General features: G+C 36.1%; 12 protein-coding genes. 9 read left to right on the top strand and 3 right to left on the bottom strand.

Translation table 11 applies throughout. The features are described from left to right. Nucleotides 1-87: 87 nt before the first annotated feature. Nucleotides 88-1,917, bottom strand: a complete 1,830-nt coding sequence (locus tag FW778_RS18765; RefSeq protein ID WP_150416393.1) for a phospholipase D-like domain-containing protein — start codon at nucleotides 1,915-1,917, stop codon at nucleotides 88-90. Between the two features lie 359 nt (nucleotides 1,918-2,276). On the opposite strand from FW778_RS18765, the gene FW778_RS18760 reads away from it, so the two are divergent. From FW778_RS18760 to FW778_RS18720, 9 genes are all read left to right on the top strand, one after another. Continuing rightward, entirely contained in the window at nucleotides 2,277-3,062 is a 786-nt protein-coding gene (locus FW778_RS18760) for a peptidoglycan-binding protein (protein ID WP_150416392.1), read from the top strand. A gap of 120 nt (nucleotides 3,063-3,182) precedes the next feature. Then, nucleotides 3,183-4,439: a dihydroorotase gene (locus tag FW778_RS18755; RefSeq protein WP_150416391.1), complete on the top strand. Its 1,257-nt coding sequence runs from the start codon at nucleotides 3,183-3,185 to the stop codon at nucleotides 4,437-4,439. Nucleotides 4,440-4,450: 11 nt separating this feature from the next. Next, on the top strand, nucleotides 4,451-4,960 hold the full coding sequence (locus FW778_RS18750; RefSeq protein ID WP_150416390.1) for a DUF4199 domain-containing protein: 510 nt from the start codon (nucleotides 4,451-4,453) through the stop codon (nucleotides 4,958-4,960). 23 nt (nucleotides 4,961-4,983) lie between these two features. Then, nucleotides 4,984-5,922: a glycosyltransferase family 2 protein gene (locus tag FW778_RS18745; RefSeq protein ID WP_150416389.1), complete on the top strand. Its 939-nt coding sequence runs from the start codon at nucleotides 4,984-4,986 to the stop codon at nucleotides 5,920-5,922. 55 nt (nucleotides 5,923-5,977) lie between these two features. Next, entirely contained in the window at nucleotides 5,978-7,162 is a 1,185-nt protein-coding gene (locus tag FW778_RS18740; RefSeq protein WP_150416388.1) for a glycosyltransferase, read from the top strand. 42 nt (nucleotides 7,163-7,204) lie between these two features. Then, nucleotides 7,205-8,227: a GHMP family kinase ATP-binding protein gene (locus FW778_RS18735; RefSeq protein WP_150416387.1), complete on the top strand. Its 1,023-nt coding sequence runs from the start codon at nucleotides 7,205-7,207 to the stop codon at nucleotides 8,225-8,227. A gap of 12 nt (nucleotides 8,228-8,239) precedes the next feature. Further along, complete coding sequence (locus FW778_RS18730; protein WP_150416386.1) at nucleotides 8,240-8,824, top strand: D-sedoheptulose-7-phosphate isomerase; 585 nt, start codon at nucleotides 8,240-8,242, stop codon at nucleotides 8,822-8,824. Next, the gene (locus FW778_RS23510; protein ID WP_150416385.1) at nucleotides 8,817-10,142 is read left to right on the top strand and encodes an HAD-IIIA family hydrolase; all 1,326 of its coding nucleotides are present in this window, start codon (nucleotides 8,817-8,819) and stop codon (nucleotides 10,140-10,142) included. Before FW778_RS18730 ends, FW778_RS23510 begins: the two co-directional genes overlap by 8 nt. A gap of 68 nt (nucleotides 10,143-10,210) precedes the next feature. Further along, complete coding sequence (locus FW778_RS18720) at nucleotides 10,211-11,218, top strand: hypothetical protein (protein WP_150416384.1); 1,008 nt, start codon at nucleotides 10,211-10,213, stop codon at nucleotides 11,216-11,218. 13 nt (nucleotides 11,219-11,231) lie between these two features. Here FW778_RS18720 and FW778_RS18715 read toward each other — a convergent pair whose 3' ends face one another. Both FW778_RS18715 and lepA read right to left on the bottom strand, forming a co-directional pair. Next, nucleotides 11,232-11,606, bottom strand: coding sequence for a hypothetical protein (locus tag FW778_RS18715; RefSeq protein WP_150416383.1), 375 nt, complete (start codon nucleotides 11,604-11,606; stop codon nucleotides 11,232-11,234). Between the two features lie 26 nt (nucleotides 11,607-11,632). Further along, a complete protein-coding gene (gene lepA, locus FW778_RS18710; protein WP_150416382.1) occupies nucleotides 11,633-13,423 on the bottom strand; it encodes a translation elongation factor 4 in 1,791 nt (596 codons plus the stop codon). Between the last annotated feature and the right edge of the window lie 86 nt (nucleotides 13,424-13,509).

Below are 13,509 nucleotides of genomic sequence, written 5' to 3'. Positions count from 1 at the left end.
GAACCGGGAGAATTTGAAGTAAGAATCGGAGCATCCTGCGAAGACATAAAATTGAAAAAGGAATTTACGATAACAGCAACAGATTAATTAAGCACTCAGATGGGGCCTTATCAATAATTCCTTTTCTACACAACGCAAATCATTAGGATCATAATATTTTGCAACCCAATCGCTCTCCGCGCTGTCGTGCAAATAAAAAGTATTTGCAGGCGTACCTGCAGCTGGAATCACAGGTTGCTCGGTTCCTCTAATAGCCAATGCATTCCTCCATTCAAAGTGATCAACAAGTCGCATAGCTTCTATAGCGAAAACAGTTACAGCATTCCTGTTACGGATCTCAAGCAGGTTATCGCCATTTGCCTGTTCGGGGGCAAATGCAAGATTGCTGCTGCCACAGTATACCACGGGGTTTGCTCCCTTAAAATCTACCACAACAAATTTATGGTGCACACTAATGCCAGGTATTTTTGATTCTTGTTCAAAAGGTTCAGGCAGAATATATTCGCCCGGTTTGCCAGCCACCAAAACGCCTCTTTTACTGTTAGGTTTATAGAGCATTACGCCATTTTGTTTATCGGCAATTACGTCTGTAATTCCATAAGTAAAAACCTTTTCAGCCTTAACCTGTGTGTGTAATGCATCCAAAATACTACTTGCGCTCCGGTCGTTCATCACCGCAAATAACACATCGCTTTGTGCATTTAGAATCCGCTGGCTAATAAGCGCAAAAAATGTAGTAGCCACCTCTTTACTATGCGGCGAAAAGCGTATAAGCATATCCGGTATACCGCTAATATTTTTAAATTCAAATGCAGTAGCCTGAACGTTTCCAGTTTTAAAACTTTTCATCTTTAAAGTGGTAGCTGCATCACCTGTGCCAAAACTTTCATTAAAAACATCTTCATAAACCTGCGCCACTCTCATGTTTTGGAATATGATTACATGATTGGCATTTATGTAAAGGCCATTAGTTGAAAAATTTGCCGACCCCGTTAATACCTTAGCCGGCTTATTATTAAATTTCTGAATGAATATTTTAGAATGGCTGAGAGAAAGATATTTACCTCTTACCAGTGCATTTTTATCAAGAGCCACTTCTTTAAATACCTGGTCAAATTTTGTTTCAAATGCAGTGCTTCCGTTGTAGTCAGCGGAATTGTCCAGAATAATTCTTACCCTTCCTTCTTTGGCAAGTTCCAGCAATTGGCTGCAGATGTAAGGTTCATCGAGGTCGTACGCAAAAACATCCAAAGTCATTTTTTTATCTTGCAGCGTTTCATCTAAAAACTCTAAGAGTGCAACGCGAGCCTGCCATCCAAGCCATTTATATTGATCTTCAAAAGTATACTGACCAAAAGAAGCATTTGCAATTTGTTTTATATCAAAAATTAAATCAGTGCTATTCGGTCTTATTTTATTGTTCAGACCAAAATGCCTTGAATAAGCCTGGGATTCGATAAACCCTCTGGTGAAACCTATTTGTAATTTTCCGGATTTATATGGACTCACGTCAATTGTTACACTCGCAGTTAATTCTTTATTAAGGAGCTGCAATTTATTATCAATCAGATATCGTGGTGTTATTTCATATTTATAATTACCATAAATGTAATGGCTGGTACCGTCATCTGTTCCCGCAACATGAACCCAGCTAAACCTTTGCAACGGCGCATAATTCATTTTATAAATATTAATTTTTTTGGGATCTAATTTGCTTGCTGTAATTACATCGGGCGAATAAGAGATACGATTATAGAGATAATAAGACCGGCTGTTTTCGCCTGGCGGAGTAACCTTGATACTAAAGCCGGTAAAATTTTTTATAATATTTTCATCAACATCAAAACATAAGAGTGTCATGGCATCCCCTTTATAGGCTCTTACACTAACTCCATTCTTTTTTACAAATTTTTCCATAATAGTAATATTGAATAAAGATTTTTATTTTATAAATTTTGATGATTCATTTTAAAAAAATTTAAATCGCTGTATAAAAAAAGACATGTTAGGCTGAAAGGCCGCGTGTATTATTAACCAGCAAGAGACAAACAAATGTTGCGAATAAATGCGACATTTTCAATAGATGAATAAAATAGCAGGAATTAATCTTCGTGATTATTTGCTATTATAATATTTATTTTCAAATTTTGATCTTGTCGAACACGAATAAAAATGTTCCTAACCAAATCGGATTTCCATACCCTTGTAAAAATTAACCTCCCGCCACAAAAAATATTTATAAAAATATATTTCTTTATCCCTTATATATTTTTTAAATGGCAATTCAATTAAACGATACAGGCTCACTTGTTAAAAAGTGGCAGCAATTTTTAAAACTACAAGGTTTTTTAAATGCAGACCCTGACGGAAATTTTGGCCCAAATACAAGAGATGCTACGAAGGCATTTCAAAAATTTTATGGCATACAGCAAACCGGTATTGCAGGAAGCCTGACGCTGGGGAAAGCCGCTTCGTTAGGATTTAATCCGGATAATGAACCACCTCAACCGCATATTAACTCCGATCAGAAAATGATGCAATGGATTAAAGATAATTTGGGCGGTATCATTAAAAACACCATTACTAACAGCATGTATACCGAAGACTGGCTTGCAGGCATTTGCGCACGCGAAACCGGGTTTTTATTTACAAGATATGCCAACCAGGGATTACCCTTCAGCCAAATTTGTACTTTAATGAAAGGAGATTACGGCAAGCGCCCCGGAGATGCGGCAAAGCAATACCATGGATTTGGCTTTTGGCAAATTGATATTGCTTCCTTTCCAACGTTTGTAAATTCGGGCAAATGGACGGATGCAAATGCAACAGCTCAAATGGCCGTTAGCGTGTTGAATGGAAAAGTAAATTATCTAGAGCAGAAAGGCTGGAAAGCCAATCTCTCCGAAGCCTCTTGGGAAAGGGCTGTTACAGCTGCCTATAACTGCGGGGAAGGCAATGTAAATAAAGCATTGACAAGACAGCTCGATGTGGATTCTTACACTTTTGCCAAAGATTATTCCAAAGAAGTGTTTCTCTACAGGAGCATTTATCAAAATTTATAATAAGCTTCCGTTTTAAGTCTGTAAATTAAATTTAGTGTTCGAATGATTTTGATATTAATGAAATTTATTTAATTATTTTTTAACCCTATCTTCGCGCAACCAAATTTTTTCATAAACCTAATGAAGGTTTTAATAAAACGAGCGACAATAGTTTCACCCTCCTCTCCTTTTCACGGAACATCACAGGATATTTTAATTGATAATGGTATTATTTCAGAAATTGGAAATGGGTTAAAAGCCAATGCTGATAAGACAATTGAAGTTGAAGACCTGCATATTTCAACAGGCTGGATAGATTGTTTTGCCAACTTTTGTGATTCCGGGCAGGAATTTAAAGAAACACTTGAAACAGGTGCCAATGCGGCTGCTGCAGGCGGGTTTACACGAGTAATGCTTATTCCAAACACCAACCCGGTTGTTTATAATAAAAGCCAGGTAGAATATCTTGTTCAGAAAAGCAAGCATTTACCAGTACAGATTTTTCCCATTGGATCAGTTACCAAAAATGCAGAAGGCAAGGAACTGAGTGAAATGTATGATATGTTTAACACAGGGGCTATAGCATTTTCTGATGGCCTGAATCCTGTTCAATCATCCGGCATTTTACAAAAGGCTTTGGAATATATTCTTGCCATAGATGGAACGATAATTCAATTGCCCGACGATAAAAGTATCAGTCCTTCAGGCTTGATGAATGAAGGTGAAACATCGACCCGATTAGGATTGGCAGGAAAGCCGGCTATATCAGAAGAACTGATGATTGCCCGTGATATTGAACTGGTAAGATATACCAATTCGAAAATTCATTTCACTGGAGTGTCAACAGCAAAATCTATTGAAATGATTGCTGCAGCGAAAAATGAAAAACTTCGTGTAACCTGTTCCGTTACACCTTATCATTTGTTTTTTTGTGACGATGATTTGGCGTCTTATGACACCAACCTGAAAGTGAATCCTCCCTTAAGAACAAAACAAGATAGGGACGCTTTGCGAAATGGAATTAAGAATGGAGTGATAGATTTTATTGCCTCTCATCATCAGCCGCAGGATTGGGATAATAAGGTTTGTGAATTTGAATATGCAAAAAATGGAATGGAAGGATTGGAAAGTGTTTTCGGCGCCGCCCGTGTATGCGGCGTTTCAGCAGAACATTTGGTAAAAATGCAAACAGAAAATATTAGAGACATATTTAAAATAGAAGAAACTTTTATCGACAAAGGGAGAAAAGCCAACATAACATTATTTAACCCGGATGCAGAATATGTATTTGAAGAAAAAGATATTTTTTCAAAATCAAAAAACAATGGATTTATTGGTAAAAAACTAAAAGGCCGGGTTATTGGGATTATTAATGGAGACAGTCTATTTTTGAAATAAACCATAATACAATGAAAAATAAAAAACTCTCTAATCTTAATGCCGGTCTGTTACTATTTCTTTTTATGGTGGTTTTTACTCTCATTATAAATATGGGAGGTTTGCAGGGAAATACTAAACTAAACTGGATTTCTTATTTAATAATTATTGGAGGCATTATACTGGTTGTTATCAAGTATGGAAAAGATATGGATAACAATGTAACTTTTGGAAACCTGTTTGCATATGGCTTTAAAACAATTGCAATAACAACTATTTTCTTTATAGCTTTTTCACTTTTATTTTATATGGTTTTTCCTGAATATAAAGCCCAACTTTTAGAAATTGCCAGGGAAAATGCAATGCTTAAAGCAACTCCTGAGAACAGGGAACAGATTGAAAAAGGTATGGAAATATTTCAGAGATTTTTTTGGGTTGGAATGATTGCAGGCATCTTAATCTCATTTGCAATTTTAGGAGCCATCGGATCTCTTATTGGCGCAGCAATTGCAAAAAAAGAGCCGCAGCAGTTAGTTGACTAGTATTAAATTAAAGAGGCACCTAAATGGACATTTCCGTAGTAATTCCACTTATTGATGAAGCTGAATCTTTGCCCGAGCTTGAGGCATGGATAAGGAGCGTGATGGAAGAAAATAATTTCACCTATGAAATTATTTTTGTTGATGACGGAAGTTCGGATAATTCCTGGTGCATCATTCAACAATTAAAGAGTCAAAATCCTTTCGTAAAAGGCATAAAATTTCAACGCAATTATGGTAAGAGTGCAGCTCTTAATGAAGGTTTTAAAATTGCTCAAGGCGTGGTTGTAATAACTATGGATGCTGACTTGCAGGACAGCCCCAATGAAATTCCTGAATTAAGAAGAATGGTACTGGAAGATGGTTACGACATTGTAAGCGGTTGGAAGAAGAAACGATATGACAGCACGCTTTCAAAAAATATTCCATCAAAATTATTTAACGCTGCTACCAGGAAAGTGAGTGGAATTAAGCTTCACGATTTTAATTGCGGATTAAAAGCTTACAAAAATAAGGTGGTTAAAAGTATCGAGGTATATGGTGAAATGCACCGCTATATTCCTTTGCTTGCCAAGTGGTCGGGTTTTAAAAAGTTTGGAGAAAAAGTGGTGGAACATCGTGCAAGAAAATATGGAGTTACCAAGTTTGGATGGAACCGTTTTATAAATGGATTCCTTGACTTGGCATCCATTGTTTTTGTTGGCAAGTTCAAAAAAAATCCAATGCATTTTTTTGGTTTATGGGGAACCTTATCATTTTTATTTGGTTTTATTGTTTTTATATATCTCACCGTTTCAAAATTCTTTTTTGACCAAACCGGGTTAACACAAAGGCCCTTATTCTTCTTTGCAATTTTCGCAATGATTATTGGAACACAACTTTTTCTAGCAGGATTTCTTGGAGAACTTATTTCGAGAAACGGAGCCGAAAGAAATCATTATTTAATTGAGGATAGAATTAATTAATAGTTGCATGTTATATTGCTTAATTGTTTGATCTTTAAATTCAGCAATAGCTAAAATGTCTGAAAATTTTGTTGAAACAGTTTCCGCTCCCCAAAAGACGGCTTGGAGTAAGGCCTCGGTTATTATCATTGGGCCAGCTCATCCACTTCGTGGTGGCCTTGCATCATATGATGAAAGGCTTGCAAAAGCATTTATGGATAAAGGCAATGATGCAGCTATCTACACCTTTTCTTATCAATATCCATCTTTTCTCTTCCCGGGAACTACACAATATTCAACCGAACCTGCACCGGAAAATATTTCTATCCACGTAAAAATTAATTCAGTTAATCCATTCAATTGGATTAACGTAGGAAATGAATTAAGAAAATTAAGGCCTGATATTATCGTTGTACGGTATTGGCTTCCTTTTATGGGCCCATGCCTCGGTACTATTTTAAGAAGAGTAAAAAAAAATCGGCACACAAAAATTATATGCATTGCAGATAATATTTTTCCGCATGAAAAACGCCCCGGTGATAAAGCTTTTACCAATTACTTTCTGAAACCGATCGATGGCTTTATAACCATGAGTGAAAAGGTACTTGCAGATTTACACCAGTTCGCAAAAGGAAAACCTGCCAAATTTGTTCCACATCCTTTGTATGATAATTTTGGAGAAAAAATTAGTAAGGAAGAAGCCAGAGAAAAACTTAACATCAACCTTAATGATAAAGTGATTTTATTTTTTGGATTTATAAGAAAATATAAGGGACTTGATATTTTATTAAATGCAATGAAATTATTAAAACAGAATCCTTCTACTCAAAACATAAAGTTATTAATAGCGGGAGAGTTTTATGAAGATGAAAAAAATTACCAGGAATTATTAAATGATCCCTTAATAAAAAACAATCTTATCCTACACACAGAATTTATTTCTGACAGTATGGTAAAATATTATTTATGTGCCGCAGATTGCGTAATACAACCTTACAGGAACGCCACCCAGAGCGGCGTTACACCACTTGCCTATCATTTTGAAATACCAATGATTGTAACAAATGTTGGTGGATTACCTTCCTTAGTTCCTGATAAAAAAGTTGGATTAATTGCTGAACCCAACGCAGAAAGCATTGCAGAAAAAGTTAAAGAATATTTTGATTTGGGAGAAGAATTTTTTTTATCTCACCTTCGCGAAGAAAAGAAAAAATATAGCTGGGAGGTGATGGTAAAAACTATAATAGAACTTTTAAAATAATATTAAAGATTCGCTTCTAAATCTTTAAAAAATATAATAAAGATGATATATCGCAGTAAAGCTCCTTTGCGTATAGGCCTTGCCGGTGGGGGTACAGATGTTAGCCCATACAGCGATCAATTTGGTGGCGCAATATTAAATGCAACTGTTTCTCTTTTTGCTTATGCCAATATAGAACTTCTTACTGAAAATATTATTATTGTTGAAGCACTCGACAGGAAAGAAGAACAATGTTTTGAGTTTGCAACTTCATTACCTATTGATGGAACACTGGATTTATTGAAAGGAGTTTATAACCGCATTCAAAAAGATTTTGGAATGCCTTCCTCAGGATTTCGTTTATCCACTTTTGTGGATGCACCTGCAGGTTCCGGTCTTGGTACTTCGTCTACGCTGGTTGTTGCAATCATTGGGGCATTTGTTGAAATGCTTAAACTTCCGTTAGGCGACTATGATATTGCGCATCTTGCTTATCAAATTGAAAGAGAAGATTTAAAACTTGCCGGCGGAAAGCAGGATCAATATGCAGCTATGTTTGGTGGCGTAAATTTTATGGAGTTTTATGAAGGTGATAAAGTAATTGTAAATCCTTTACGCATTAAGTCACAATATTTGCATGAGCTTGAAAATAATTTGGTTTTATACTTTACTGCTAACAGTCGCGAAAGTGCAGCAATAATTAACGAACAGGTAAAAAATGTGACCAATAAAAATGAAAAAAGTATTGAAGCGATGCACCAGTTGAAAGAACAAGCCCGCATGATGAAAGAAGCATTATTGAAAGGTAAGTTGAATGAATTTGGTGAAATACTCGATTTTGGATTTCAGCAGAAACGAAGGATGGCACACAATATCAGCAACAGCCGCATTGAAGAAATTTATGAAGCTGCCAAAAAAACCGGCGCAACCGGCGGCAAAATAAGTGGCGCTGGCGGCGGCGGATTTATGATTTTTTATTGTCCCGGTAATACGCATCATGCTGTGATAGAAGAATTGAATAAATTTGGCGGCGAGGTAAAGAACTATACATTTACGAAATTTGGCTTAACAACCTGGTGTGCATAAACAAATATTAAAATGGAAAAAATAAAAAATATTATACAATCATCAATCAATGTAAAAAAGCAAATTCTTGCCGATGATAAAATTTTACAGACAGTGATGGATTGTGTAAACGTTATTGTAAATGCTTTTGAAAAAGGTAATAAAGTTTTATTCTGTGGCAATGGAGGAAGTGCTTCAGATGCACAACATCTTGCAGCAGAATTCAGCGGTCGGTTTTATACTGACCGTGATGCATTACCTGCTGAAGCTTTACACTGTAATACTTCTTATATAACTGCAGTGGCAAATGATTATAGTTATGATGTTATTTATTCACGGCTCATAAAAGGTATCGGCAACAAAGGTGATGTACTGGTAGGATTGAGCACATCCGGAAACAGTAAGAACATTGTAAACGCATTTGAGGTTGCCAAAGAAAAAAAAATGATCACTATTGCATTCACAGGCTCTACCGGCGGCAAACTAAAAAAGGATGCAGATTATTTGATAAATATTCCGTCTGATGATACTCCAAGAATACAGGAAAGCCATATAACACTTGGTCACATCATTTGCCAGCTTGTTGAAGAAATTTATTTTGCAGAAACCGATGATTAAGCAAGCCATTATTTTAGCCGGCGGGCTTGGGACAAGACTGCGTTCCGTGGTTTCAGAACTTCCTAAATGCATGGCGCCTGTTGCCGGAAAACCTTTTCTGCACTATGTTATAGCTCATCTCCAAAAAGAAGGAATTCAGGATTTTATCTTTTCAGTTGGTTATAAAAGTGAAAGCATTATCAGTTTTGTAAAAGAAAATTTACCACATAATAATTTTCAATTTTCAATTGAAGATGAACCGTTAGGAACCGGCGGCGCTTTACAACTTGCGATTGAAAAATCTACTGAAAAAAATATTCTCGTTTGTAACGGCGATACATTGTTTAACGTACATGTTAATGAATTAAGCAATTTTCATGAACAACATAATTCGGATTGCACTTTGTGTTTGAAGCCAATGAGTAACTTTGATCGTTATGGAGTTGTTGAATTGGGTGATGATAATTTAATCATATCATTTAAGGAAAAACAGTTTTACAATAAAGGTTTAATTAACGGTGGCGTGTATGCGCTAAATACAGAAACTTTCTTAAATGAGAATCTACCGGAAAAATTTTCTTTTGAAAAAGATTATTTAGAAAAATTTGTTAGTGAAAGAAAAATGTATGGCCTCATTCAGGATGAATATTTTATTGATATTGGTATTCCTGAAGATTATGAAAGAGCGCAGGAAGAATTAAAAATTGAAACCTCACCCCAACATCCCGGCGAACCGGGACAAGCTCTTTCCAAAGGAGCGGGAACTAACTTAAAGAACTATCCAAATGCAATCAATTTAAAAAACATAGATAAAACGTGGACATTATTTCTTGATCGCGATGGCGTTATTAATGATGAAAAGCATGAAGATTACATTCATAAATGGGAAGAGTTTAAGTTTTATCATGGCGTAAAAGAAGCGCTGAAAATTTTTACGGAAAAATTCGGTAAGATATTTATTGTAACCAATCAACGGGGTGTTGCCAAAGGGCTTACCAAACTGGAAGATCTTGAATTGATTCACAAAAATATGATTGAAGAATTTGAATATGCAGGTGGCAGAATCGACAAAATATATTATTCCATAGATTTTGAAAGTGATAGTCCTAACAGAAAACCAAATCCTGGCATGGGTTTGCAGGCGCAAAAAGATTTTCCTGAAATTGATTTTTCGAAAAGTGTGATGATCGGAAATACTTTGAGCGATATGAAATTTGGAAGAAATTTAAATATTGCCATAAACATTTTTTTACCGACAACAAGAAAAGAGGTTGATGTTAATGATGCAGATATTGACCTAGTATTTGACGATCTTATATCGGTTGCAAAGGCATTATAGCTTAGTTAAATTTTGCTGCTTAACAATATATTTCACCAAATACTGTTTTCTTTGTTTAAATTTTTTTGATGAATAAATTGTGGCTTTTTCTTATTTCATTCCTTTCAATTGGCAATTGGAGTTTCTCTCAAATAAGCCGTACCGAAATGAAGGCCTTTCAAAAAAAAGAAGATTCACTTAAAGCAGTCGCATTAAAAATAATACAAGGAAGAACAGCTGAAGAACGATTTGCAGCCGACAGCCAGTTTACGAAAATATTTGTAAGAGCATTAAAAATTAGAAATTCATTTTATTATCCCTTCGACTCACTTATAACTATTTCAAAGCTTGTCCCTGAAGACAGTACTTTTAAAATATTTACCTGGCAAATGGTTATAAACGAGAATGTAACCCGCCAGCATGGCGCTATTCAAATGAGGACTGCCGATGGCTCACTGAAGCTTTTTCCCTTGATTGATAAATCGGATATCACTAAAGACGCCGAAGACACTATTGGAAATAATTTCGGTTGGATGGGTGCAGTATATTATAAGATTATAGAGAAACAGGCCTTCGGTAACAATTATTATACCCTGCTTGGTTATGATGAAAACAATATTAGTAGCAACAAAAAAGTCATTGAAATTCTCACTTTCAAAGATGGACAGCCAATCTTCGGAGGTTCTTATTTTAGTTTCCAGGATAATAGCGTTATAAAAAAATACAGGGCAAGGTATATAATGGAATATAAAAAAAATGCAAGCCCGCGTTTAACGTACGACCCTGACCAGGATATGATTATTTATGAGCATTTAATTTCAGAATCGGGAGAACCGCAAAAAAAATATACTTACATTCCTGATGGCGATTATGAAGGGCTTGTGTGGAGAGATGGTAAATGGGTTCATATACAAAAAGTATTTACACAGAAGACACCTGAAGGCCAGGAGCCTTTGCCACAACCAGTTTTAGATGCAAAAGGTAATATTGATGAATCTAAATTAAGTAACAGGCGGCCGCAGAATGATGAAGATGTTAATGATAGTATCCCATCGGTTAATGTTCCAAAAGTTCCTTCAAAAAATTCTAAGGACTAATGCTATGCAAAGTTTAAGCGTCAATTAGAAAAGTGCCAAGGTCAACCACTTCTCCCTCTCTCATCCGGAATTCTTCAAAGTTAGTGAGATCAAGGTTTTTCATTACCCTGCTTTTAAAAATTGGTTTTTTATTTTTGTACACAACAAAATAAAAATCTGGCTTCTCATCCAGTTTCGCAAACCCTGCAAAATCTTTTTCAGTAATTATAAATTTCGCACGTCCATCCTCATTGAGTGAGCTCTCTCCTAAAAAATCATCGTTGAAAATATCTTTATCAAAAAGGCGCACGCTGTATTCATCACCGGTAACAGGCTCATCATTGCCTTTTGCAATTAATAGAACTCTTACCTCGATATTCATTTCCTTATTAAGTGACATTTGCGACATGATTTAAATTTTAGTTTATAAAATATTTATTCATCCAGTTTAAGAACAGCTAAAAAGGCTTCCTGTGGCACTTCTACGTTTCCTATTTGCTTCATTCTCTTCTTACCCTCTTTCTGTTTCTCTAATAATTTTCTTTTCCTGCTGATATCGCCGCCATAACATTTTGCGGTAACGTCTTTACGCATAGCACTTATATTTTCACGAGCAACAATTTTTGCGCCAATAGCGGCCTGTATAGCAATTTGAAATTGTTGGCGTGGAACTAGTTCTTTTAATTTTTCACAAAGCTTTCTTCCAAAATCCTGCGAGCGAATACGATGTATCAACGAACTTAATGCATCAACCTTATCGCCGTTCAATAAAATATCCATCTTTACAATATCGCTTTCGCGGTAACCGATGGGATGATAATCAAAAGAAGCATATCCCCTAGTTACGCTTTTAAGCCTGTCATAAAAGTCAAAAACAATTTCAGTAAGCGGCATTTCAAAAGTAAGTTCCACGCGTGTGGGCGTTAAGTAACCCTGGTTGATAAGCAGGCCCCGCTTGCCAATACAAAGCGTCATAATATTACCGATATATTCCGGTTTCGTAATAATCTGTGCTTTAATGTAGGGTTCTTCAATCTTTTCAATCCTGCTAGGATCGGGCATTTGTGTAGGATTGTTTACAATTATTTTTTCACCTTTCGTCGTGTACGCAATAAAACTTACGTTAGGAACCGTTGTAATTACAGTTTGATTAAATTCTCTTTCAAGGCGCTCCTGTATTATCTCCATGTGAAGCATCCCAAGAAAACCGCAACGGAAACCAAAGCCCAATGCCTGCGAAGTTTCCAGCTCAAAAGTAAGCGATGCATCATTCAACTGCAGCTTTTCCATACAATCTCTCAACTCTTCAAATTCATCAGTATTAACGGGGAAAATTCCGGCAAAAACCATTGGCTTTACCTCTTCAAAACCCTTAATAGATTCCTTACATGGATTAGTTGTCGTTGTAATCGTATCTCCTACTTTTACTTCTTTTGCATTTTTAATACCGGTTATTATATAGCCAACATCTCCGGCTTTTACTTCCGGCCTTGGTGATAACCCTATTTTTAAAATCCCCACTTCATCTGCTCCGTATTCTTTACCTGTATTGGAGAATTTGATTTTTTCACCTTTCCTGAGAATACCATTAAAGATTCTATAATAAACGATTATTCCCCTGAAACTATTGAAAACGCTGTCAAAAATCAATGCCTGTAACGGTGCATCGTAATCGCCCTGGGGAGCAGGAATTCGATTAATTATTGCCGTTAGTATCTCTTCAATTCCAATACCTGTTTTGGCGCTTGCATGCAAAATGTCCTCCTGTTTGCAGCCGATCAATTCTATAATCTGGTCTTCTACTTCAGGAATCATTGCACCGTCCATATCAATCTTGTTAATAACCGAAATTATCTCAAGATCATTATCAATGGCAAGGTATAAATTAGAAATTGTTTGTGCCTGTATGCCCTGTGTAGCATCTACAAGCAACAATGCACCTTCGCATGCAGCCAGCGCCCTGCTTACTTCATAACTAAAATCAACATGACCTGGCGTATCAATAAGATTTAATACGTAATCAGTTCCTTTATACGGATAGTTTATTTGAATTGCATGGCTTTTTATGGTAATTCCTTTCTCCCGTTCAAGATCCATATCATCCAAAACCTGCGCCTGCATTTCCCTATCAGTAATAGTATGGGTAAACTCCAGCAAACGGTCTGCAAGTGTACTTTTCCCGTGATCAATATGCGCAATAATGCAAAAATTTCTTATGTTCTTCATAATCGGCGGCGAAGATAAGAAAAAGCAGCAAGCCTTCGTTTATTGCTTAGTTTTGATTATAGCGCAGTATCCGTTTTATACATTAG

Origin of the sequence: Ginsengibacter hankyongi, assembly GCF_008710285.1 — a bacterium.
In the GTDB taxonomy this organism is placed as follows: domain Bacteria; phylum Bacteroidota; class Bacteroidia; order Chitinophagales; family Chitinophagaceae; genus Ginsengibacter; species Ginsengibacter hankyongi.
Note: the sequence above shows the minus strand (reverse complement) of the source record. Positions and strands in the feature narration are given on the sequence as shown.